The 22526-nt window shown below is 57.1% G+C and carries 22 protein-coding genes; 18 read left to right on the top strand and 4 right to left on the bottom strand.

The window, feature by feature from the left end; genetic code table 11:
* Positions 1-11 precede the first annotated feature (11 nt).
* A complete protein-coding gene (gene trmN / locus OWK27_RS06835) occupies positions 12-749 on the top strand; it encodes a tRNA(1)(Val) (adenine(37)-N(6))-methyltransferase TrmN (RefSeq protein ID WP_193355472.1) in 738 nt (245 codons plus the stop codon).
* Here the strand turns inward: trmN and nadB are convergent.
* The gene (nadB, locus tag OWK27_RS06830; protein ID WP_267590079.1) at positions 734-2353 is read right to left on the bottom strand and encodes an L-aspartate oxidase; all 1620 of its coding nucleotides are present in this window, start codon (positions 2351-2353) and stop codon (positions 734-736) included. The two genes, trmN and nadB, sit on opposite strands and share 16 nt — an antisense overlap.
* 364 nt (positions 2354-2717) lie before the next feature.
* Between nadB and rseD the strand changes: the two genes are divergently transcribed.
* The 12 genes from rseD to acpS all read left to right on the top strand — a co-directional run bounded on the left by rseD (position 2718) and on the right by acpS (position 12161).
* Complete coding sequence (rseD, locus tag OWK27_RS06825) at positions 2718-2783, top strand: rpoE leader peptide RseD (RefSeq protein ID WP_227009630.1); 66 nt, start codon at positions 2718-2720, stop codon at positions 2781-2783.
* The gene (rpoE, locus tag OWK27_RS06820; RefSeq protein ID WP_006176728.1) at positions 2780-3355 is read left to right on the top strand and encodes an RNA polymerase sigma factor RpoE; all 576 of its coding nucleotides are present in this window, start codon (positions 2780-2782) and stop codon (positions 3353-3355) included. The genes rseD and rpoE overlap by 4 nt, the downstream gene beginning before the upstream one ends.
* 31 nt (positions 3356-3386) lie before the next feature.
* Positions 3387-4037 carry an anti-sigma-E factor RseA gene (rseA, locus tag OWK27_RS06815; RefSeq protein ID WP_148420624.1) on the top strand — a complete coding sequence of 217 codons (651 nt, stop codon included), beginning with the start codon at positions 3387-3389 and terminating at the stop codon, positions 4035-4037.
* Positions 4037-4990: a sigma-E factor regulatory protein RseB gene (rseB, locus tag OWK27_RS06810; RefSeq protein WP_148420625.1), complete on the top strand. Its 954-nt coding sequence runs from the start codon at positions 4037-4039 to the stop codon at positions 4988-4990. The genes rseA and rseB overlap by 1 nt, the downstream gene beginning before the upstream one ends.
* The gene (gene rseC / locus OWK27_RS06805) at positions 4987-5463 is read left to right on the top strand and encodes a SoxR-reducing system protein RseC (RefSeq protein WP_267590078.1); all 477 of its coding nucleotides are present in this window, start codon (positions 4987-4989) and stop codon (positions 5461-5463) included. The genes rseB and rseC overlap by 4 nt, the downstream gene beginning before the upstream one ends.
* A 185-nt stretch (positions 5464-5648) precedes the next feature.
* Positions 5649-7454 (top strand): translation elongation factor 4, encoded by a 1806-nt coding sequence (gene lepA / locus OWK27_RS06800; RefSeq protein WP_148420627.1) that lies wholly within the window; start codon positions 5649-5651, stop codon positions 7452-7454.
* A gap of 15 nt (positions 7455-7469) precedes the next feature.
* Positions 7470-8444, top strand: coding sequence for a signal peptidase I (gene lepB, locus OWK27_RS06795; RefSeq protein ID WP_148420628.1), 975 nt, complete (start codon positions 7470-7472; stop codon positions 8442-8444).
* A 222-nt stretch (positions 8445-8666) separates the two neighbouring features.
* On the top strand, positions 8667-9347 hold the full coding sequence (gene rnc, locus OWK27_RS06790) for a ribonuclease III (RefSeq protein ID WP_003860711.1): 681 nt from the start codon (positions 8667-8669) through the stop codon (positions 9345-9347).
* Positions 9344-10249 (top strand): GTPase Era, encoded by a 906-nt coding sequence (gene era, locus OWK27_RS06785; protein WP_148420629.1) that lies wholly within the window; start codon positions 9344-9346, stop codon positions 10247-10249. Before rnc ends, era begins: the two co-directional genes overlap by 4 nt.
* Positions 10250-10266: 17 nt before the next feature.
* Positions 10267-10974: a DNA repair protein RecO gene (recO, locus tag OWK27_RS06780; protein ID WP_267590077.1), complete on the top strand. Its 708-nt coding sequence runs from the start codon at positions 10267-10269 to the stop codon at positions 10972-10974.
* A 75-nt stretch (positions 10975-11049) separates the two neighbouring features.
* Positions 11050-11781, top strand: a complete 732-nt coding sequence (gene pdxJ / locus OWK27_RS06775) for a pyridoxine 5'-phosphate synthase (RefSeq protein WP_267590076.1) — start codon at positions 11050-11052, stop codon at positions 11779-11781.
* Complete coding sequence (gene acpS, locus OWK27_RS06770; RefSeq protein WP_176609726.1) at positions 11781-12161, top strand: holo-ACP synthase; 381 nt, start codon at positions 11781-11783, stop codon at positions 12159-12161. The genes pdxJ and acpS overlap by 1 nt, the downstream gene beginning before the upstream one ends.
* On the opposite strand, the gene OWK27_RS06765 is transcribed toward acpS, so the two are convergent.
* Positions 12158-12418, bottom strand: coding sequence for a YfhL family 4Fe-4S dicluster ferredoxin (locus OWK27_RS06765; RefSeq protein WP_148420633.1), 261 nt, complete (start codon positions 12416-12418; stop codon positions 12158-12160). The genes acpS and OWK27_RS06765 overlap by 4 nt on opposite strands.
* Before the next feature lie 56 nt (positions 12419-12474).
* Positions 12475-13323: a MurR/RpiR family transcriptional regulator gene (locus tag OWK27_RS06760; RefSeq protein ID WP_148420634.1), complete on the bottom strand. Its 849-nt coding sequence runs from the start codon at positions 13321-13323 to the stop codon at positions 12475-12477.
* A 118-nt stretch (positions 13324-13441) separates the two neighbouring features.
* On the opposite strand from OWK27_RS06760, the gene murQ reads away from it, so the two are divergent.
* From murQ to tadA, 4 genes are read left to right on the top strand one after another with little or no spacing between them, the layout of a single operon-like run.
* Positions 13442-14338, top strand: a complete 897-nt coding sequence (murQ, locus tag OWK27_RS06755) for an N-acetylmuramic acid 6-phosphate etherase (protein WP_176609727.1) — start codon at positions 13442-13444, stop codon at positions 14336-14338.
* Between the two features lie 9 nt (positions 14339-14347).
* A complete protein-coding gene (locus OWK27_RS06750; RefSeq protein WP_267590075.1) occupies positions 14348-15712 on the top strand; it encodes a PTS transporter subunit EIIC in 1365 nt (454 codons plus the stop codon).
* A gap of 3 nt (positions 15713-15715) precedes the next feature.
* Entirely contained in the window at positions 15716-16351 is a 636-nt protein-coding gene (gene yfhb / locus OWK27_RS06745) for a phosphatidylglycerophosphatase C (protein WP_148420637.1), read from the top strand.
* A 57-nt stretch (positions 16352-16408) separates the two neighbouring features.
* Positions 16409-16915 (top strand): tRNA adenosine(34) deaminase TadA, encoded by a 507-nt coding sequence (gene tadA, locus OWK27_RS06740; RefSeq protein WP_047050325.1) that lies wholly within the window; start codon positions 16409-16411, stop codon positions 16913-16915.
* On the opposite strand, the gene mltF is transcribed toward tadA, so the two are convergent.
* Positions 16803-18353: a membrane-bound lytic murein transglycosylase MltF gene (gene mltF / locus OWK27_RS06735; protein WP_242171547.1), complete on the bottom strand. Its 1551-nt coding sequence runs from the start codon at positions 18351-18353 to the stop codon at positions 16803-16805. The two genes, tadA and mltF, sit on opposite strands and share 113 nt — an antisense overlap.
* Before the next feature lie 267 nt (positions 18354-18620).
* Between mltF and purL the strand changes: the two genes are divergently transcribed.
* Complete coding sequence (gene purL, locus OWK27_RS06730; protein WP_267590074.1) at positions 18621-22508, top strand: phosphoribosylformylglycinamidine synthase; 3888 nt, start codon at positions 18621-18623, stop codon at positions 22506-22508.
* Positions 22509-22526: the final 18 nt, after the last annotated feature.

Below are 22526 nucleotides of genomic sequence, written 5' to 3'. Positions count from 1 at the left end.
GTTGCCCTGACATGTCTCAACTCAAAGCGCAGCTGCGCCGCGATGGCTTTACGTTTAAACAATTTTTTGTGGCGCACGATCGCTGTGCGATGAAGGTCGGTACAGACGGTATTTTACTGGGCGCATGGGCACCTGTCGCAGGTGTAAAGCGTATTCTGGATATTGGTACGGGCAGCGGACTGCAGGCGCTGATGCTTGCACAGCGAACCGAAGAACACGTCACGATCGATGCCGTTGAGCTTGATCCTCAGGCGGCGGCGCAGGCAGGTGAAAATGCCGCTGAGTCGCCGTGGGCTGAACGCGTCAGGGTTATCTGTGCTGATGTCCTGGCCTGGGCGCCAGAGCAGACGGCGCGTTACGATTTAATTGTCAGCAACCCGCCGTATTTCGAGCCGGGCGTGGAGTGTGGAACGCCGGAGCGCGAGCAGGCACGCTACACCGCTTCGCTCGATCACAAGGCGCTGCTGACCAGCGCGGCTGAGCTAATCTCGGAAGAGGGATTTTTCTGCGTGGTCTTGCCGGAAAGCACGGGCAATACGTTTATTGAGATAGCTCGCGAGATCGGCTGGAAACTGCGGCTGCGTACCGATATTTCGGATACGGAAGGCCGCTTGCCGCATCGCGTGCTGCTGGCGCTTTCGCCAAAAGAGGGGGAGTGCTTTATCGACAGGATGGTCATTCGCGGGCCAGATCAGCGCTATTCCGAAGATTACACTGCCCTGACCCAGGCCTTTTATCTGTTTATGTGAACCTGCGGCGATAATACCGACGGGCCGGACGTTTCCAGCTGGTCGGGATAATCCAGGGTGTAATGCAGACCCCGGCTCTCTTTACGCATCATCGCGCAGCGCACAATCAGCTCGGCAACCTGCACAAGGTTGCGCAGCTCCAGCAGATTATTGGAGACGCGGAAGTTGGCGTAATAGTCATCAATTTCCTGCTGCAGCATCATGATGCGCCGTAACGCGCGCTCCAGACGCTTCGTCGTGCGTACAATCCCAACGTAATCCCACATAAAAAGACGCAGCTCGTGCCAGTTATGCTGGATAACCACCAGTTCGTCCGGGTTTTCTACCCGGCTTTCATCCCATGCCGGCAAGTGCGTTGTCGGACGCGCATAAGGCATGCGTCTGGTAATGTCTTCCGCAGCAGACCATCCGTACACCAGACACTCCAGCAGCGAGTTTGATGCCATGCGGTTTGCGCCGTGCAGGCCGGTATAGCTGACCTCACCAATCGCGTACAGACCATCCACGTCAGTCCGCCCATGATCGTCAACCATCACCCCGCCGCAGGTATAGTGGGCCGCGGGCACAATCGGTACCGGATCGCGGGTCAAATCAATGCCCAGGCCCAGCAGCTTTTCATAAATCATCGGGAAGTGCTGGCGAATAAAGTTTGCCGGCTTGTGGCTAATGTCCAGATACATACAGTCCACGCCAAGACGCTTCATCTCGTGGTCAATGGCCCGGGCCACGATATCGCGCGGTGCCAGTTCACCTCTGGCATCAAAATCCGGCATAAACCGGGTACCATCGGGGCGTTTCAGGTATGCGCCTTCGCCGCGCAGCGCCTCCGTCAGGAGGAAGTTTCGCGCCTGGGGATGGAACAGGGCAGTAGGATGGAACTGATTGAACTCCAGGTTCGCCACGCGGCAGCCCGCGCGCCAGGCCATGGCGATACCGTCTCCGGAGGCGATATCCGGGTTAGTCGTATATTGATAAACCTTCGAGGCTCCGCCGGTCGCCAGCACGACGGCTTTCGCCTGACAGGTTTCCACCTTCTCTTTATTGCGATTCCATACCCAGGCGCCCACAACCCGACGCGTACCGGGCAGGCCAATCTTGTCGGATATGATCAGGTCAACGGCGTTGCTGCGCTCCAGCACGCGAATATTGGGATGGCTGAGCGCTTTGCTGACCAGCGTAGTTTCCACCGCTTTTCCGGTTGCATCCGCTGCGTGCAAAATACGGCGATGGCTGTGTCCGCCTTCTCGGGTCAGGTGATAGCTCGCTTCACCGTTAGGCTGAACCTGCGTATCGAACAGCACGCCCTGGTCAATGAGCCACTGCACGCAGTGGCGGGCATTGCTGGCGACGAACTCTGCGGCATGCCTATCTACGATCCCGGCACCGGCAACCAGGGTATCTTCAACGTGTGAGGCGATGCTGTCAGCCTCATCAAACACGGCTGCAATACCGCCCTGAGCATAAAAGGTGGACCCTTCGCTCATCGGCCCTTTACTCAGCACGATTACGTTCTGATGTTCCGCCAGGCGCAGCGCGAGGGAGAGGCCGGCAGCACCGCTACCGATGATCAGTACATCACAATGAAGTTCAGGCGTAGTATTCATGATGTTTGTTTAATTTACTAAACATGGTTTGGGCAGAATAGCATTGTGATGCGAGATGTCGCACGTTTTTTTTAAAGCGTGTTGCAATGACTAAACGAAAGGCACGAAGTTAAATAAGCACTAAATACCAGGAAATATTTTGCGAAGCAGGTCGTTAGCTTCAGATTTTGTGGTGAAATAAAGCCTGTGTTGCGTTACTCTTCTGACGATAAAGTTGATGATTCTTGTCAGAAAGTGGGTGCGTATCGTGAACAGACTTATAATGAGAGAAAATGAACGGTCTGCGGCGCGATGAACAAAAACAAAGGCGTAACGGAACTTATTGAAGAACATACACTCTAATTCGGTGCTTGCTCAAAGTGCAATGTTGTTAGAGTGGCGTTTCGATAACGCGTGGAATTTAGGTTTGGGGAGACATTACCTCGGATGAGCGAGCAGTTAACGGACCAGGTCCTGGTTGAACGGGTCCAGAAGGGAGATCAGAAAGCCTTTAACCTACTGGTGGTGCGCTACCAGCATAAGGTGGCGAGTCTGGTTTCCCGCTATGTACCGTCAGGCGATGTGCCTGATGTTGTACAAGAGTCTTTTATTAAGGCCTATCGCGCGCTGGATTCATTCCGGGGGGATAGTGCTTTTTACACCTGGCTGTATCGTATTGCTGTCAATACGGCTAAGAATTATTTGGTTGCTCAGGGGCGTCGTCCACCGTCAAGCGACGTCGATGCTATCGACGCTGAAAACTTCGAAAGTGGCGGCGCGCTGAAAGAAATTTCGAACCCTGAGAACTTAATGTTGTCAGAAGAACTGAGACAAATCGTTTTTCGCACGATCGAGTCGCTCCCGGAAGATTTACGCATGGCAATTACGTTACGGGAGCTGGATGGCCTAAGCTATGAAGAGATAGCCGCCATCATGGATTGTCCGGTCGGCACGGTTCGTTCACGAATTTTCCGTGCGCGAGAAGCCATTGATAATAAAGTTCAACCGCTTATCAGGCGTTGACGATAGCGGGATACTGGAAAAGGTATTAGGCATGCAGAAAGAAAAACTTTCCGCTTTAATGGATGGTGAAACGCTGGATAGTGAGCTGCTCAATGAGTTGTCTCATTCTCCCGAAATGCAACAGACCTGGGAGAGCTATCATCTTATCCGCGACACGATGCGTGGTGATACCAGCGAGGTTCTCCATTTCGATATCTCAGCACGCGTAATGGCGGCCATTGAGAACGAACCTGTTCATCAGACCACGCCGCTGATTCCTGAAGCGCAGCCTGCACCACACCAGTGGCAAAAAATGCCGTTCTGGCACAAGGTGCGTCCGTGGGCCAGCCAGCTCACCCAGATGGGTGTCGCGGCGTGCGTATCGCTTGCAGTTATCGTTGGCGTCCAGCACTATAATACTCAGTCTGAAGCCAGTCAGCAGCCTGAAGCGCCAGTGTTCAATACGCTGCCGATGATGGGTAAAGCCAGCCCGGTTAGCCTGGGCGTGCCGGCAGATGCGTCCGCAAGCGGCGGTCAGCAACAGCAGGTACAGGAGCAGCGTCGTCGCATTAATGCGATGTTGCAGGATTACGAGCTGCAGCGTCGTCTGCACTCCGAGCAGCTTCAGTTTGAGCAGGCCCAGACCCAGCAGGCTGCTGTGCAGGTGCCAGGAAACCAAACTTTAGGAACGCAATCGCAGTAATGAAGCAACTTTGGTTCGCCATGTCTTTGATGGCGGGTAGCCTGTTCTTCTCTGCCAACGCCTCGGCTGATGTTTCATCCGGGGCGTTGTTGCAGCAAATGAATCTGGCCAGCCAGTCACTCAACTATGAGTTGGCATTTATCAGCATCAATAAGCAGGGTGTCGAGTCGTTACGCTATCGCCACGCCCGCCTTGATAATCAGCCGCTCGCCCAGCTTTTACAGATGGATGGCCCGCGTCGGGAAGTGGTCCAGCGAGGGAATGAAATCAGCTATTTCGAGCCGGGCCTTGAGCCGTTTACGCTCAATGGCGACTACATCGTTGACTCCCTGCCGTCGCTTATTTATACCGATTTCAAACGTCTCGCCCCTTACTATGACTTTATCTCAGTAGGACGCACGCGCATTGCTGACAGGCTGTGCGAAGTGATTCGCGTAGTCGCGCGGGATGGAACGCGCTACAGCTATATCGTCTGGATCGATGCGGAGACAAAACTGCCGATGCGCGTCGATCTGCTCGATCGCGACGGTGAAACGCTGGAACAGTTCCGCGTGATCTCTTTCGACGTGAACACGCAGGTCGGCAACAGCATGCAAAATCTGGCCAAGGCCAGCCTGCCGCCGTTGCTTTCCGTACCTGCCGGCGATTCAGTCAATTTCAACTGGGTACCCTCCTGGATCCCGCAAGGCTTTAGCGAAGTGTCCAGCAGCCGTCGCCAGTTACCTACCATTGAAACCCCGGTTGAGTCGCGACTCTATTCCGACGGTCTGTTCAGCTTCTCGGTGAACATTAACCGCGCCACGGCCAACAGCTCCGAGCAAATGCTCCGAACCGGACGCCGGACGGTCAGTACGACGGTGCGCGACGGTGCAGAAATTACCATAGTCGGCGAGTTACCGCCGCAAACGGCAAAACGCATTTCAGACAGCATTAAGTTCAGGGCTGCGCAATGATTAAAGAGTGGGCCACGGTGGTATCCTGGCAGGATGGGGTTGCGCTGGTCAGCTGTGACGTTAAAGCGTCATGCAACAGCTGCGCGTCGCGAGCCGGTTGCGGCAGCCGCGTGCTGAATAAGCTGGGGCCGCAGACGTCGCACACTATTGCTGTGCCGAGCGAGCAGCCGCTGGTGGCAGGGCAGAAAGTGGAGCTGGGCATCGCTGAAGGCAGCCTGCTCACCTCTGCCATGCTGGTTTACCTTTCTCCGCTTATTGGCCTGTTCGTCATGGGCGGCGTTTTCCAGATGCTCTTTGGCACCGATTTGGCCGCCATGTGCGGTGCCGCTTTAGGCGGCGTGGGTGGTTTTTGGCTTGCAAAAGGCGTTTCCCCGAGGCTTGCCGCCCACGAAGCGTGGCAGCCCGTCATCCTCAGCGTTGGGCTGGAACCCAACCAGCTTCGCGTTGAGACGCTCTCTTCTGAGGCCCGGTGATCTGCCGGGCTTTATTATTATTTACACCCCGATAAAGAAAACCTCGTCTCTACGCGCTATACCTGGCTCTAAGTGCATTTCCAGCGGACGAGGATGTAGTGTAGAATGCTGCGTTTTCGCACTGAAAAACGTCAGGCTAAGAACAGCGGCCTCCAGGAATTCGTAAGGCATAATTATTTAACTATATGAAGAACATACGTAACTTTTCGATCATTGCTCACATTGACCACGGTAAGTCGACGCTGTCTGACCGTATTATCCAGATTTGCGGTGGCCTGTCTGATCGTGAAATGGCAGCCCAGGTTCTGGACTCCATGGACCTGGAACGCGAACGCGGCATTACCATCAAGGCGCAGAGCGTCACGCTCGACTATAAGGCCTCCGATGGTGAAACCTATCAACTGAACTTTATCGACACCCCAGGGCACGTTGACTTCTCCTATGAAGTGTCACGCTCGCTGGCGGCCTGTGAAGGTGCGCTGCTGGTGGTGGATGCCGGGCAGGGCGTTGAGGCCCAGACGCTGGCAAACTGCTACACCGCCATGGAAATGGATCTCGAAGTCGTGCCGGTTCTGAATAAAATCGACCTGCCTGCCGCCGATCCAGAGCGCGTGGCGGAAGAGATTGAAGATATCGTCGGCATTGATGCCACCGATGCGGTGCGCTGCTCGGCGAAAACCGGCGTGGGTGTTCCGGACGTGCTGGAGCGTCTGGTGCGTGATATTCCGGCGCCGGAAGGTGACCCGGATGCACCGCTGCAGGCGCTGATCATCGACTCTTGGTTTGATAACTACCTGGGCGTGGTCTCGCTGGTGCGTATTAAAAACGGCACCATGCGTAAAGGCGATAAAATCAAGGTAATGAGCACCGGGCAGGTCTACAACGCTGACCGTCTGGGCATCTTCACGCCAAAACAGGTTGACCGTACCGAGCTGAAATGCGGCGAGGTGGGTTGGCTGGTCTGCGCAATTAAAGACATCCTCGGCGCGCCGGTGGGCGATACCCTGACCGGCGCACGTAACCCGGCGGATAAAGCGCTGCCGGGCTTCAAAAAGGTGAAGCCGCAGGTTTATGCAGGTCTGTTCCCGGTCAGCTCTGACGATTACGAAAACTTCCGCGATGCGCTCGGTAAGCTGAGCCTCAACGACGCCTCCCTGTTCTACGAGCCAGAAAGCTCAACGGCGCTGGGCTTCGGCTTCCGCTGTGGCTTCCTCGGTCTGCTGCACATGGAGATCATTCAGGAACGTCTGGAGCGTGAATACGATCTGGATCTGATCACCACGGCACCGACGGTAGTTTACGAAGTAGAAACCACGTCGAAAGAGGTGATCTACGTCGATAGCCCGTCCAAGCTTCCGCCGCTGAATAACATTCAGGAACTGCGTGAGCCAATCGCAGAGTGCCACATGCTGCTGCCGCAGGAGTTCCTCGGCAACGTGATCACCCTGTGTATTGAAAAGCGTGGCGTGCAGACCAACATGGTTTACCACGGTAACCAGGTGGCGCTGACCTATGAAATTCCGATGGCAGAAGTGGTGTTGGACTTCTTCGACCGCCTGAAGTCTACCTCCCGTGGCTATGCGTCGCTTGACTACAACTTCAAACGCTTCCAGGCCTCGAACATGGTCCGTGTGGACGTGTTGATTAACGGCGAGCGCGTTGACGCCCTCGCGCTGATCACCCACAACGACAACGCGCCGTACCGCGGTCGTGAACTGGTTGAGAAGATGAAAGACCTGATCCCGCGTCAGCAGTTTGACATTGCGATTCAGGCGGCCATCGGCAACCACATCATCGCCCGTTCAACCGTGAAGCAGCTGCGTAAAAACGTTCTGGCTAAGTGCTACGGCGGAGACGTCAGCCGTAAGAAAAAGCTGCTCCAGAAGCAGAAAGAAGGTAAGAAGCGTATGAAGCAGGTCGGTAACGTTGAGCTGCCGCAGGAAGCATTCCTTGCCATCCTTCACGTTGGTAAAGACGGTAACGGTAAATAACCCTAAGGAGCTGGCATGGCGAACATGTTTGCCTTGATCCTGGTCATCGCTACCCTGGTGACAGGTCTGCTGTGGTGTCTGGATAAGTTTATCTTCGCCCCAAAACGCCGTGAACGTCAGGCTGCCGCGCAGGCAGCCACTGGCGATGGTATTGACGCGAAAACCCTGAAAAAAGTGGGCCCCAAGCCGGGCTGGCTGGAAACCGGGGCATCGGTATTCCCGGTGCTGGCGATTGTTCTGGTGGTACGTTCATTTATCTATGAACCTTTCCAGATCCCGTCAGGTTCGATGATGCCAACGCTTCTGATCGGTGATTTTATTCTGGTTGAGAAGTTTGCCTACGGCATTAAAGATCCGATCTACCAGAAAACGCTGATCGAAACGGGTCATCCTAAGCGTGGCGACATCGTGGTGTTTAAATATCCGGAAGATCCGCGTCTGGATTACATTAAACGCGCGGTGGGTCTGCCGGGCGATAAAGTAACCTACGATCCGGTAGCGAAGGAAGTGAGGATTCAGCCAGGCTGCAGCTCTGGTACAGCGTGCGAGAATGCACTGCCGGTGACCTACTCCAACGTTGAGCCTGGTGACTTTGTGCAGACCTTTGCTCGTCGTAACGGCGGTGAAGCGACCAGCGGCTTCTTCCAGGTGCCAAAAGGGGAAACCAAAGAGAACGGTATTCGTCTGGATGAGCGCAAAGAGACGCTGGGCGATGTTACTCACCGCATTCTGACCGTGCCCATCGCGCAGGATCAGCTGGCAATGTACTACCAGCAGCCAGGACAGCAGCTGGCAACCTGGATTGTGCCGCCGGGACACTACTTCATGATGGGTGATAACCGCGATAATTCTGCGGACAGCCGTTACTGGGGCTTTGTGCCGGAAGCGAATCTGGTGGGTAAAGCAACTGCCATCTGGATGAGTTTCGAGAAGCAGGAAGGCGAGTGGCCGACCGGCGTTCGCCTGAATCGTATTGGCGGAATTCATTAATTCTCGTGAAAATAACGCGTAGCGGCTTTTATTCGCCGCTACGTGAATTATTTCAGCGATAAATCTCTTTGAACTAACGACATCCCCTGTCGTTGTGTATAGAATATTCCCCCGAAGTTTAAGGTTGGCCCTGCAAGGGTGCCACGGCACACGAAACCGCGTTGGTTTTCTCAGGTCGGTTTCGTGTGCTGCATTTTTGACGCATTCATTTATTGGTATCGCATGAACCCCATCGTAATTAATCGGCTTCAACGGAAGCTGGGCTACACTTTTCATCATCAGGAGTTGTTGCAACAGGCATTAACCCACCGCAGTGCCAGCAGCAAACATAATGAGCGTCTCGAATTTCTGGGCGACTCAATTTTAAGCTTTGTGATTGCGAATGCGCTTTATCATCGTTTCCCGCGCGTGGACGAAGGTGATATGAGCCGCATGCGCGCCACGCTGGTGCGCGGCAACACCCTTGCTGAGATCGCTCGCGAGTTTGAGCTGGGTGAATGCCTGCGTCTGGGGCCTGGTGAGCTGAAGAGTGGTGGATTCCGTCGCGAATCCATTCTTGCCGATACGGTCGAGGCGTTAATCGGTGGCGTGTTCCTGGACAGCGATATCCAGACCGTAGAAAAGCTGATCCTGAACTGGTATCAGACACGTCTGGACGAAATCAGCCCGGGCGATAAACAAAAAGACCCGAAAACGCGTCTGCAGGAGTATTTGCAGGGTCGTCACCTCCCGCTGCCTTCCTATCTGGTGGTGCAGGTGCGTGGCGAAGCGCACGATCAGGAATTTACCATCCATTGCCAGGTCAGTGGCCTGAGTGAACCGGTGGTCGGCACAGGTTCAAGCCGTCGTAAGGCTGAACAGGCTGCCGCCGAACAGGCGTTAAAAATGCTGGAGCTGGAATGAGCGAAGAAAAAACCTATTGCGGATTTATTGCTATCGTCGGACGTCCGAACGTTGGCAAATCCACCCTGCTGAATAATCTGCTTGGGCAGAAGATCTCCATCACCTCGCGTAAGGCGCAGACCACGCGTCACCGCATCGTTGGTATCCATACTGAAGGCGCGTATCAGGCGATTTACGTTGATACCCCAGGCCTGCACATGGAAGAGAAGCGTGCTATCAACCGCCTGATGAACAAGGCGGCAAGCAGCTCCATTGGTGACGTTGAGCTGGTGATTTTCGTGGTTGAAGGCACCCGCTGGACGCCGGACGACGAAATGGTTCTGAACAAACTGCGCGACGGCAAAACGCCGGTGATCCTCGCGGTTAACAAAGTGGACAACGTGCAGGAAAAAGCCGATCTGCTGCCGCACCTCCAGTGGCTGGGCAGCCAGATGAACTTCCTGGACATCGTCCCGCTGTCTGCGGAAACGGGTCTGAACGTCGATACCATCGCCGGCATCGTACGCAAGCATCTGCCGGAAGCGATTCATCACTTCCCGGAAGAATACATCACCGACCGCTCACAGCGCTTTATGGCCTCTGAGATCATCCGTGAAAAGCTGATGCGTTTCCTGGGCGCAGAGCTGCCGTACTCGGTAACGGTGGAGATCGAACGTTTCCAGTCTAACGAGCGTGGCGGTTACGATATCAACGGCCTGATCCTCGTTGAGCGTGAAGGGCAGAAGAAGATGGTGATCGGCAACAAAGGTGCCAAAATCAAAACCATCGGTATCGAAGCCCGTAAAGACATGCAGGACATGTTCGAAGCGCCCGTTCACCTGGAGCTGTGGGTGAAAGTGAAATCTGGCTGGGCCGATGATGAGCGTGCGCTGCGCAGCCTCGGTTACGGCGAAGATCAGTAACCTAAGACGACAAGCATATGGATGGATGGCAGCGCGCCTTTGTCCTGCATAGTCGTCCCTGGAGCGAAACCAGCCTGATGATGGACGTCTTCACGGAAGAGTCCGGTCGCGTGCGCCTTGTTGCCAAAGGCGCACGTTCAAAACGTTCTAATCTCAAAGGTGCCCTCCAGCCTTTCACGCCGCTGCTGGTCCGCTTTGGCGGGCGAGGGGAGGTCAAAACCCTGCGCAGTGCTGAAGCCGTCTCCCTGGCGCTTCCCCTTTCCGGCATCACGCTTTACAGCGGTCTGTACGTCAACGAACTCATCTCACGGGTTCTTGAACATGAGACCCGCTTCTCTGAACTTTTCTTTGATTACCTGCACTGTATTCAGTCGCTTGCGGGCGCAACCGGCACCCCTGAGCCTGCGCTGCGTCGTTTCGAGCTGGCGCTGCTCGGGCACCTTGGATACGGCGTCGATTTTCTGCACTGTGCGGGAAGCGGGGACGAGGTAGAAGATACCATGACCTATCGCTATCGTGAGGAAAAGGGCTTTATTGCCAGCGTCGTCGTTGATAACAGCACCTTCACCGGGCGCCAGCTCAGGGCACTGTATGAACGCGAGTTCCCGGACGCCGACACCCTGCGTGCGGCAAAACGCTTTACCCGAATTGCGCTCAAGCCGTATCTTGGGGGCAAGCCCCTGAAGAGCCGCGAATTGTTCAGGCAGTTTATGCCGAAACGTTAACGTTTTACCCCTCACCCCAGCCCTCTCCCGGAGGGAGAGGGGGAAGGGAAATGAATCAAAATACCGAGGATTGTCATGGCTGAATTACTGTTAGGCGTCAACATCGATCATATTGCCACGCTGCGTAATGCACGCGGTACGGCGTATCCCGATCCGGTTCAGGCGGCGTTTATCGCGGAGCAGGCGGGCGCGGACGGCATTACCGTTCACCTGCGCGAAGACCGCCGCCACATCACCGACCGTGACGTGCGTATCCTGCGCCAGACGCTGGACACCCGCATGAATCTGGAGATGGCGGTCACCGAAGAGATGCTGGCGATAGCCTGTGACACCAGGCCGCACTTCTGCTGCCTGGTACCGGAAAAGCGTCAGGAAGTCACTACTGAAGGTGGTCTGGACGTGGCAGGACAGCTCGACAAAATGCGCGATGCCTGCAGGCGTCTGGCGGATGCCGGTATCCTGGTTTCTCTGTTTATTGACGCTGATTTCAGCCAGATCAAAGCCGCTGCCGACGCGGGCGCGCCGTATATCGAAATTCATACCGGCTGCTATGCCGATGCTAAAAACGATGCAGAACAAGCCAAAGAGCTGGAGCGTATCGCAAAAGCGGCCACTTACGCGGCTGGTCTGGGACTGAAGGTTAACGCCGGACACGGCCTGACCTATCACAACGTGAAGGCCATCGCCGCGCTGCCGGAAATGCACGAGCTGAACATCGGCCACGCTATTATTGGCCGGGCGGTGATGAGCGGCCTGAAAGAGGCGGTTGCAGAGATGAAGCGCCTGATGCTGGAAGCGCGTCAGTAATGGCCATTCTGGGCTTAGGCACCGATATCGTTGAAATAGCCCGCATAGAAGCGGCGATCGCCCGCAGTGGCGATCGCCTTGCCCGACGGGTGCTGAGCGATAACGAATGGGCCATCTGGGAGGCGCATCAGCAGCCGGTGCGCTTTCTGGCAAAGCGCTTTGCGGTAAAAGAGGCAGCGGCGAAGGCGTTCGGCACGGGTATTCGAAACGGCCTGGCGTTTAACCAGTTCGAAGTCTTTAACGATGAGCTGGGCAAGCCGAGCCTTCGTCTGTGGGGCGAAGCGCAAAGGCTGGCGGAGAAGCTGGGCGTTAAACACATGCACGTGACGCTGGCGGATGAACGCCACTACGCCTGCGCGACGGTGATTATCGAAAGCTAGAGCTTGTCCGCATGATGCAGCAGGACAAACTTATCCCACAGCTGTTCTTCGCTCTCAGCGTGTGCCGGATCTTTTAAGATCGTATTGGGGATTGGGCACACTTTCTGGCAGGTTGGCGTGTCGTAGTGGCCGATACATTCGGTGCAGCGGTCGCTGTTAATCTCATAAATGCTGTCACCCATCGAAATGGCCTGGTTAGGACATTCCGGTTCGCACATATCGCAGTTGATGCATTTTTTGGTGATTAACAGCGCCATCAGGAAATTCTCAGAAACAACACAAACAGGGCGGGCATTATACGCCTAATCTGTGCTCAAACCAGTTTTTTTACCAGCTCTTCGCTGTGGCGTATACGCTCTGGCGCGCGCTCCAGATCCTGCTGAACCAGGGCCATAAACAGCAGGTCCGTCAGCATCATCTGCGCGCTCGTCGACGAGATTGCGGCGCTGCGCGTGGCCTGTTCCTCGGCTATGGTGTACAGGCAGCGCGTTGCCCGCTGCTGTAGCGCATTGGGGCTAAAGCCGGTAATGGCCAGAATTTTCCCCCCGACGCGCAGTGCTTCGTCGGTGGCCATAATAATTTCACGGCGCTCGCCGGAATAGGAGATGGCCAGCAGTAAATCATCAGGATCCATCGCCTGAACGGTCGCCAGCAGCGCGTGCATATCCTGCTCCACGATGGCGTTATAGCCGATCTTGGTCAGCTTCCAGCCAAAGTTACGCGCAACCAGCCCGGAGGCGCCAATCCCGGTCAACACAATGCGTCGGGCGTGACGAAGCATGGCTACGCTTTCCAGCAGCTTCTCTTCGGTGTTCACATCCAGGGTGGCATGCATTGCCGCCACGTTCTCTTTGATCAGCTTTTCCCCGACCAGACGCATCGGATCGTCGCCACGGATCTGGTTATGCACCGGCATGGACTGCGGATTAGGGTTGCTCGCCAGCGCTTCGCTGATCGCCAGCTTCAGCGCCGGAAAGCCCTTGAACCCTATCTTCTGGGCAAATTTCACCACGCTCGACTGGCTTACCCCGGCTTCGCCTGCCAGCTGCTGGGAGCTAAGGTGCCGCGCGCGATCGGGCTGAGAGAGTAAAAAGTCCGCCAGCTTCTTGTCACTCTGGGCAAAGCCTGCGTAGCGCTGACGAATGCGAATTAAACAGTTCATACGGTCTCCTGGCGAAAGTGTGATTGCCTGCGCAAATACGGATTTTGCTCGCCTGAATGAATTTTATATTCCATTATAGTGCGTTTATTATGAATTAAAAATTCCTGAGGTACTTAACATGAATCTTGGCTCACTTGTTTCTGAAACGCGTAACCCGCAAACCATGGATCTGGATGCACTCTCTACGCTCGAGCTGGTAACTCGCTTTAATCAACAGGATACCCTCGTCGCGCTGGCAGTCAAAGAGACATTGCCCGAGGTGGCAAAAGCGGTGGACGCCGCAGCCGATGCCCTGAAAGCGGGAGGACGCATCATTTATATGGGTGCCGGAACCAGCGGGCGCCTCGGCGTGCTGGATGCCTCGGAATGTCCGCCTACCTTTGGGGTTCCGCACGGCCTGGTCGTTGGCCTGATTGCCGGCGGCCCCGGTGCGCTGCTGAAAGCGGTAGAAGGGGCGGAAGACAACAAGCAGCTCGGTGAGGACGATCTCAGGGCCCTGAACCTGACCGCGCAGGATCTGGTCGTCGGGCTGGCGGCCTCCGGCCGTACCCCTTACGTCATTGGCGGTCTGGAATACGCCAGAAAAACGGGGTGTACCACGGTCGCCATCTCCTGTAACCCTGGCTCGCCGATTGCGCAGGTGGCGGCCATTGCCATCTCTCCGGTTGTCGGGCCTGAGGCGCTGACCGGATCGACGCGTCTGAAATCGGGCACCGCGCAGAAGCTGGTGCTCAATATGATCTCCACCGGCGCGATGGTGAAATTCGGCAAGGTCTACCAAAACCTGATGGTGGATATGCAGGCCACCAATATCAAGCTTGTGGACAGGGCGTGTCGTATGGTGATGGAGGCGACGGGAGCCAGCCGTGAAGAGGCTGAAAGAGTGCTTCAGCAAACCGATCATGATGTTAAACCGGCCATCCTGATGATATTAACCGGGCTGGATGCAGCCGCGGCCAGAGCCAGACTCGATGCCCATCACGGGTTCTTACGGGCGGCGTTAGAGAACGAATAAGAGGCGTTTATGGACAAAACAGCAGCGCTCGCCAGCGACATCCTGCTTGGGATCGGTGGGGAAGGAAATATACAGCGTCTGGAAAACTGCATGACGCGCGTGCGCGTCGAGGTGCACAGCGATGAAAAGCTTGATATCGCGCGCCTTAAGCAGCTCCCCGGCGTAAGCGGGTACGTTAAGCAGGGCCAACAGCACCAGCTGATTGTCGGTCCGGGCAAAGCGGCGCAGGTGGTTGATGCCATGCGCGCCCTGATGACGGGCGGCGAAACGTCTGCACCCTTTGACGACGCCGAACGCACCAAAGCGCAGGCGAAAGCCAAATATAAAGCCCCCATGAGCGATGCGCTGCGCCAGCTGGCAAACGTCTTTATTCCCCTGATCCCGGCGTTTATCGCCTCGGGCTTAATTACCGGCATCATTAATATCCTCAAGCGTCCGGATATCGTCGGGGATTTTGCGACGCAGTACCCAAACCTGCTGGGTATCCTCGCGATATTCGGCAGCGCGGTGTTTGCCATCATGAACATCCTGGTGGGGGTGAACACCGCCAAAGTGTTTGGCGGCTCGCTGGCGATGGGCGGCGTGATGGCGGGCATCCTCTCCAGCCCGCAGCTGGCAAACATTACGCTGTTCGGCGAGGCGCTTCAGCCTGGCCGTGGCGGGGTGATTGCCGTGCTGCTGGTGGTGATTCTGATGTGCTGGATCGAGAAAAAGCTACGTGCGGTCCTGCCCGGCTCCATTGAGCTTATCCTCAACCCGCTGCTTACCACACTGATTACCGGCAGCGTGGCGATTGTGGCGCTGCAGCCGTTAGGCGGGACGATCTCAGAAGCTATCGCCCACGGCGCGTCGCTGGCTATCGATCGCGGTGGATTACTGGTGGGGGCGGTGCTTTCCGGAACCTTCTTACCGCTGGTGCTGACAGGTTTGCATCAGGGTCTGGTGCCGATCCACGTCGAACTGGTGCAGGCGCACGGCTATAACGCGCTGCTGCCGATCCTGTCGATGGCCGGCGTGGGGCAGGTGGGCGCGGCTATCGCTGTACTGATGAAAACCCGCAACGCGCGTCTGAAAAAGGTCATTAAAGGGGGGCTGCCGGTCGGATTACTCGGCATCGGCGAGCCGCTCATTTTCGGCGTTACGCTGCCGCTCGGCAAGCCGTTCCTGGCAGCCTGTCTCGGCGGCGCGGTGGGCGGGGCGCTGATCAGCTACTGGAAAGTGGCGACCGTTATCACCTTTGGGATCTCCGGTTTACCGCTGGCATTAACCATCGTGACCGGAAAAGTGATGCTCTATCTGTTAGGCTATCTGGTAGCGGTGATCGCCGGGTTCCTGTTTACCTGGCTGTTAGGATTCAACGACCCAGAGGAGTAAGGTTTGGCAAATCACGAGCGTCGCGTTGTCTTTTTCGATCTGGATGGAACGCTGCATCAGCAGGATATGTTCGGCACCTTTATGCGCTACCTGCTGCGGCGCCAGCCCCTTAACGCGTTGCTGGTATTGCCCCTCTTACCCATTATTGGCATCGCGCTGCTGGTGAAGGGCCGTGCAGCGCGCTGGCCCATGAGCCTGTTGCTCTGGGGATGCACGTTTGGCCATAGCGACGCGCGCCTTAAACGGCTGGAGCAGGATTTTGCGCGCTGGTTTCGCGGTCATGTGGCCGCGTTCCCTGTTGTACAGGCGCGCCTCACCAGCTACCTCGACGCAAACGACGCCGATATCTGGTTAATCACCGGCTCGCCGCAGACGCTGGTGGAGCAGGTCTACTTTGACACGCCCTGGCTACCGCGCGTGAATCTCATCGCCACGCAGATTGGCCGTGGTTACGGCGGCTGGGTGCTGACGATGCGCTGCCTGGGGCATGAAAAAGTCGTGCAGCTGGAAAAACGCATCGGCACGCCGCTGCGTCTGTACAGCGGCTACAGCGACAGCAAGCAGGACAACCCGCTGCTCTATTTTTGCCAGCACCGCTGGCGCGTTACGCCACTGGGTGAACTTCAGCAACTCGAATAGTCTTATCTATTGAGGGTGTGTATAATGCCGCCCGCTTTTCGAGTGGAGTATTAGCCCTTGTCCAACCCTGAACACAATCATGAATACTGGATGCGCCATGCGCTGGCGCTGGCTCAGCGCGCCTGGGAAGAGGGCGAAGTGCCCGTGGGTGCGGTGCTGGTTCATAACAATCAGGTGATTGGCGAAGGGTGGAACCGTCCAATTGGCCGTCACGATCCTACCGCACATGCCGAAATCATGGCACTACGCCAGGGTGGGCTGGTGCTGCAAAACTATCGTCTGCTGGATACCACCCTGTACGTCACGCTTGAACCGTGCGTGATGTGTTCCGGCGCGATGGTGCACAGCCGAATCGGTACGCTGGTGTTTGGTGCGCGAGATGAAAAGACCGGGGCCGCCGGTTCGCTGATGGACGTGCTTGGACACCCGGGAATGAACCACCAGGTGAAAACTATCGGTGGGGTACTTGCACCGGAATGTTCGGGTCTGTTAAGTGACTTTTTTCGAATGCGTCGGCAGCAGAAAAAGCAACAAAAGGCAGAATTGAAGCCGCAGGGTGACTAAGCTCATCCGGTGCGACTACCGGATAGCTTTCAGCCAGCTGCTGCGCTTCTGTCGCCTCTTTTTCTTTCTCCAGCAGATATCCCACCAGGCTTATCTGATACTTACGAATGTTCTCCACGTAGGCATAGGCTTCGTGCCCGCGCGCATAGCCGTACGTCAGCTTTTTGTACCACTGTTTCTGGCTGAGCAGCGGCAGACGCTGTTTTACATCAGACCAGCTGTCCGGATTACCTTTAGTTTTTGCCGTCAGCGCTCGCGCGTCGAGCATATGCGCGTAGCCCATGTTATAGGCGGCGAGCGCAAACCAGATCCGTTCCCCTTCCGGTACCGTCTCCGGCACTTTAGCCATCATATCCTGTAAGTACTGCGCGCCGCCGCTGATGCTCTGTTCCGCATCGGTACGATCGCTGATGCCGAGACTCTGGGCGGTGTTTTTGGTCAGCATCATCAGGCCGCGCACGCCCGTCGGCGAGGTGGCCTGGGCATCCCAGTGCGATTCCTGGTACGAAATGGCCGCCAGCAGCTTCCAGTCAATTTCCCGGGCGTACTTCTCAAACAGCGGTTGCAGCTCCGGCAGCACGCTATCCACCGCGCGCAGGAAGCTGCGGGTATCAACGTAGTCAAAGTCATCCCCGTGACCAAGATATTTCTCTTCCAGGCGCGCCAGGGTGCCGTCTTCATTGATGGAGTTAAAGAAATCGAGCATGGCCGCAGAGACGGTCTGATCGTCGTCCAGCTGGGTAAACCAGGTCACAGGCTGTTCATCGGTGACATCCAGCGCCACGGCGATTTCAGGGTGGACTCGCTGGAAAAGGCTGATCGCCACCGAATCAGCAATGGTATAGGCCAGCTTCTTATCTTTTACCTGCTCCAGCAGCGCATTGGTGCCCAGCTTCGGGTCTACCTTCCAGCTGAGGTTCGGGTATTTTTTCTCTTTTAATTCCCGCAGGTCGTCGATCACCACGTGACCGGGGGCGATGGTTAACTGCTGAGCGGTGACGTCGGCCAGCGAGCGCGGGCGCAGGCTACCCACACGATAAACCACCTGCTGCGAAACGGAGTAGTAGGTTGGGCCGGGCTGATAGTTTTTGCTCCGCTCGCTGTTGTAAACCAGCCCGGCGGCGAGGATATCGGCGCGGTTATGATCCAGGTCGTCAAACAGCTGGTTGATGTTCTGACGTACGGTTACGTTCAGCTTCACTCCCAGGTAGTCCGCGAACAGCTGAGCCAGCTCATAGTCCAGACCAATGGTTTTGCCGTTGATGTCGCCGTAAATCAGCGGGGAGGAAAGGGTACTGACGCGCAGCTCCCCCCGCTCCTTAATGGCGGCGATACGGTTTTCGGCTTTGCCGAACCAGGGGATAGAAGGCCAGAGGGCCACTGCCAGCAGCAACGTAACAATGCCGATGAGCAGATAATTAATCTTTAATTTTTTCAATTAGTTAATTCTCTGCGACGCCGGATGCCTCAGTGTGCTGTAGTCATGTTATGAAGAAGGTTTGCCATTGATTGAGCGGCATTTTGCGCAAAGTAGCGCCAGTTGGCAACCAATTAGAGAGACAGGTCACATCTATTGTTAAACATAAAGGTTGATTTTATTTCGACGCAAACGGTTTCGTCGGCGCTCAGGATTCTCTATAATGACGCCCGTTTTCCCCCCTTGCGCACACTGTAAGCGCCCCGGCGCTTCGAAGACGAGAGACTTATGATGGAAATTCTGCGTGGTTCGCCTGCACTGTCTGCCTTCCGTATTAACAAACTGCTGGCACGTTTTCAGGCGGCCGACCTTCCGGTAAGCAATATTTACGCTGAGTATGTCCATTTTGCTGACCTGAATGCCCCCCTGAATGCAGAGGAGCGCGTACAGCTGGAACGCCTGCTCAAGTATGGACCAAGCCTGAGCAGCCATACGCCGACCGGCAAACTGATCCTTACCACGCCGCGTCCGGGCACCATCTCCCCCTGGTCTTCCAAAGCCACCGATATCGCGCACAACTGCGGCCTGAGCCAGATTAACCGTCTGGAGCGCGGCGTGGCGTACTATGTTGAAGCGTCCACCCTGAGCGACGCGCAGTGGCAGGCCGTGGCGGCCGGGCTGCACGATCGTATGATGGAGAGCGTGTTTGCCTCTCTGGATGATGCGCAGAAGCTGTTCGCCCACCATCAGCCTGCGCCGGTACAGAGCGTGGATCTGCTGGGGCAGGGCCGTCAGGCGCTGATCGACGCTAACCTGCGTCTTGGTCTGGCGCTCGCAGAAGATGAAATCGACTACCTTCAGGATGCGTTCGTTAAGCTGAACCGCAACCCGAACGATATTGAACTGTACATGTTCGCGCAGGCCAACTCAGAGCATTGCCGCCATAAAATCTTCAACGCCGACTGGATTATCGACGGCGAACAGCAGCCGAAATCGCTGTTTAAGATGATCAAAAACACCATGGAGCAAACCCCTGACCACGTGCTGTCTGCCTATAAAGACAACGCGGCGGTAATGGAAGGTTCCGAGGTAGGCCGCTTCTTCGCCGACCGCGAAGCAGGGCGCTATGACTTCCATCAGGAGCCTGCGCATATCCTGATGAAGGTAGAAACCCACAACCACCCGACGGCAATTTCGCCGTGGCCGGGCGCAGCGACCGGTTCCGGCGGTGAAATCCGTGATGAAGGGGCAACCGGCCGTGGCGCTAAGCCAAAAGCGGGCCTGGTCGGTTTTTCCGTTTCCAACCTGCGCATCCCGGGCTTTGAGCAGCCGTGGGAAGAGGATTTCGGCAAGCCAGAGCGCATCGTGACCGCGCTGGATATCATGACCGAAGGCCCTCTGGGCGGCGCGGCATTCAACAACGAATTTGGTCGTCCGGCGCTGAACGGTTACTTCCGTACCTATGAAGAGAAAGTGGACAGCCACAACGGCGAAGAGCTGCGCGGCTACCACAAACCGATCATGCTGGCGGGCGGGATCGGCAACATCCGCGCCGATCACGTGCAGAAGGGCGAGATCGTGGTTGGCGCGAAGCTGATCGTACTGGGCGGCCCGGCGATGAACATCGGTCTGGGCGGCGGTGCGGCGTCTTCTATGGCGTCCGGCCAGTCTGACGCGGATCTTGATTTCGCCTCCGTGCAGCGCGACAACCCGGAAATGGAGCGTCGCTGTCAGGAAGTGATCGACCGCTGCTGGCAGCTCGGCGACGCTAACCCGATCCTCTTCATCCATGACGTGGGCGCGGGCGGTCTTTCGAACGCCATGCCGGAGCTGGTGAGCGACGGCGGTCGCGGCGGCCGTTTCAACCTGCGCGACATCCTGAGCGATGAGCCAGGCATGAGCCCGCTGGAAATCTGGTGTAACGAATCTCAGGAACGCTACGTGCTGGCGGTTGCCGCCGACCAGCTGCCGCTGTTTGACGAGCTGTGCCGCCGCGAGCGCGCGCCGTATGCCGTCATCGGTGAAGCGACCGAAGAGCAGCATCTCTCCTTAAGCGACACCCACTTCGACAACCAGCCTATCGATCTGCCGCTGGACGTGCTGCTGGGCAAAACGCCGAAGATGACCCGCGACGTGCAGACCCGTAAGGTGGCGGGCAAAGCGCTGGATCGTCAGGACATCACCGTTGCCGACGCGGTAAACCGCGTACTGCATCTGCCGGCCGTGGCAGAGAAAACCTTCCTGGTGACCATCGGCGACCGTACCGTCACCGGTATGGTGTCACGCGATCAGATGGTCGGCCCGTGGCAGATCCCGGTCGCTAACTGCGCCGTCACCACCGCGAGCCTCGACAGCTACTACGGCGAAGCGATGGCGCTGGGCGAACGTACCCCGGTGGCGCTGCTGGACTTCGCCGCGTCTGCCCGTCTGGCGGTCGGTGAAGCGCTGACTAACATCGCCGCGACGCAGATTGGCGACATCAAACGCATTAAACTTTCCGCAAACTGGATGGCCGCAGCCGGACACCCTGGCGAAGATGCTGGCCTGTACGAAGCGGTGAAAGCGGTAGGTGAAGAGCTGTGTCCTGCGCTCGGCCTGACCATTCCGGTGGGTAAAGACTCTATGTCGATGAAAACCCGCTGGCAGGAAGGTAACGAGCAGCGCGAGATGACCTCTCCGCTGTCGCTGGTGATCACCGCGTTTGCGCGCGTGGAGGACGTGCGTCATACCGTCACGCCGCAGCTGTCGACCAACGACAACGCCCTGCTGCTGATTGACCTGGGTCTTGGCCACAACGCGCTGGGCGCGACCGCGCTGGCGCAGGTTTACCGTCAGCTCGGCGATAAGCCAGCCGACGTGCGCGACGTGGCGCAGCTGAAAGGCTTCTACGACGCGATACAGGCGCTGGTGGCTCAGCGTAAGCTGCTGGCCTACCACGACCGTTCCGACGGCGGCCTGCTGGTTACCCTGGCGGAGATGGCCTTTACCGGCCACTGTGGCGTGGAGGCAAACATTGCTTCTCTGGGCGAAGACCGCCTGGCGGCGCTGTTTAACGAAGAGCTGGGGGCGGTTATTCAGGTGCGTGCGGCAGATCGCGATGCGGTTGAAGCCGTGCTGGCGCAGCATGGCCTGGCAGACTGCGTGCACTATCTGGGTAAAGCCGTTCAGGGCGACCGCTTCGTCATTGAAGCCGACGGCCACGCGGTGTTCAGCGAAAGCCGCACCACGCTGCGTATGTGGTGGGCGGAAACCACCTGGCAGATGCAGCGCCTGCGCGACAACCCGGAATGTGCCGACCAGGAGCATAACGCGAAGGCGAACGACAGCGATCCTGGCCTGAACGTGAAGCTCTCCTTCGACATCAGCGAAGACGTTGCCGCGCCGTACATCGCGACCGGCGCGCGTCCGAAGGTGGCCGTGCTGCGCGAGCAGGGCGTTAACTCCCACGTTGAGATGGCGGCAGCCTTCCACCGTGCGGGCTTTGACGCCATCGACGTTCACATGAGCGACCTGCTGGCAGGGCGCACCGGCCTGGATGATTTCCAGGCGCTGGTGGCGTGCGGCGGATTCTCCTACGGCGACGTGCTGGGCGCGGGTGAGGGCTGGGCGAAGTCCATCCTGTTCAACAGTCGCGTGCGTGACGAGTTCGAAACCTTCTTCCACCGTCCGCAAACGCTGGCGCTGGGCGTGTGTAACGGCTGCCAGATGATGTCTAACCTGCGCGAGCTGATCCCGGGCAGTGAAGCGTGGCCGCGCTTTGTGCGTAACCACTCCGACCGCTTCGAAGCGCGTTTCAGCCTGGTTGAAGTAACCCAAAGCCCTTCACTGCTGCTGCAGGGCATGGTGGGGTCCCGGATGCCAATCGCCGTTTCTCACGGTGAAGGTCAGGTTGAGGTGCGCGACGCGGCGCATCTGGCTCAGCTTGAAAGCAAAGGCCTCGTGGCGCTGCGCTTTGTCGATAACTTCGGCAAGGTCACCGAAACCTACCCGGCTAACCCGAACGGTTCAGCTAACGGTATTACGGCGGTGACCAGCGAAAGCGGCCGTGCGACCATCATGATGCCGCACCCGGAGCGCGTCTTCCGCACCGTGAGCAACTCCTGGCACCCGGAAAACTGGGGCGAGGACGGCCCGTGGATGCGTATTTTCCGCAACGCGCGTAAACAGCTGGGTTAATCGGTAGTGCTCTTCCAG

Source organism: Enterobacter cloacae complex sp. 2022EL-00788, from assembly GCF_026627565.1.
Classification (GTDB): Bacteria; Pseudomonadota; Gammaproteobacteria; order Enterobacterales; family Enterobacteriaceae; genus Enterobacter; species Enterobacter pasteurii.
Note: the sequence above shows the minus strand (reverse complement) of the source record. Positions and strands in the feature narration are given on the sequence as shown.

Bases quoted from the DNA above. Each gene is read 5' to 3' on its own strand.
- era (WP_148420629.1), top strand. From the start codon at position 9,344: ATGAGCGAAGAAAAAACCTATTGCGGATTTATTGCTATCGTCGGACGT.
- pdxJ (WP_267590076.1), top strand. From the start codon at position 11,050: ATGGCTGAATTACTGTTAGGCGTCAACATCGATCATATTGCCACGCTG.
- murQ (WP_176609727.1), top strand. From the start codon at position 13,442: ATGAATCTTGGCTCACTTGTTTCTGAAACGCGTAACCCGCAAACCATG.
- nadB (WP_267590079.1), bottom strand. From the start codon at position 2,353: ATGAATACTACGCCTGAACTTCATTGTGATGTACTGATCATCGGTAGC.
- acpS (WP_176609726.1), top strand. From the start codon at position 11,781: ATGGCCATTCTGGGCTTAGGCACCGATATCGTTGAAATAGCCCGCATA.
- OWK27_RS06760 (WP_148420634.1), bottom strand. From the start codon at position 13,323: ATGAACTGTTTAATTCGCATTCGTCAGCGCTACGCAGGCTTTGCCCAG.
- rpoE (WP_006176728.1), top strand. From the start codon at position 2,780: ATGAGCGAGCAGTTAACGGACCAGGTCCTGGTTGAACGGGTCCAGAAG.
- OWK27_RS06750 (WP_267590075.1), top strand. From the start codon at position 14,348: ATGGACAAAACAGCAGCGCTCGCCAGCGACATCCTGCTTGGGATCGGT.
- recO (WP_267590077.1), top strand. From the start codon at position 10,267: ATGGATGGATGGCAGCGCGCCTTTGTCCTGCATAGTCGTCCCTGGAGC.
- rseA (WP_148420624.1), top strand. From the start codon at position 3,387: ATGCAGAAAGAAAAACTTTCCGCTTTAATGGATGGTGAAACGCTGGAT.
- lepA (WP_148420627.1), top strand. From the start codon at position 5,649: ATGAAGAACATACGTAACTTTTCGATCATTGCTCACATTGACCACGGT.
- rnc (WP_003860711.1), top strand. From the start codon at position 8,667: ATGAACCCCATCGTAATTAATCGGCTTCAACGGAAGCTGGGCTACACT.
- rseB (WP_148420625.1), top strand. From the start codon at position 4,037: ATGAAGCAACTTTGGTTCGCCATGTCTTTGATGGCGGGTAGCCTGTTC.
- trmN (WP_193355472.1), top strand. From the start codon at position 12: ATGTCTCAACTCAAAGCGCAGCTGCGCCGCGATGGCTTTACGTTTAAA.
- lepB (WP_148420628.1), top strand. From the start codon at position 7,470: ATGGCGAACATGTTTGCCTTGATCCTGGTCATCGCTACCCTGGTGACA.
- purL (WP_267590074.1), top strand. From the start codon at position 18,621: ATGATGGAAATTCTGCGTGGTTCGCCTGCACTGTCTGCCTTCCGTATT.
- rseC (WP_267590078.1), top strand. From the start codon at position 4,987: ATGATTAAAGAGTGGGCCACGGTGGTATCCTGGCAGGATGGGGTTGCG.
- OWK27_RS06765 (WP_148420633.1), bottom strand. From the start codon at position 12,418: ATGGCGCTGTTAATCACCAAAAAATGCATCAACTGCGATATGTGCGAA.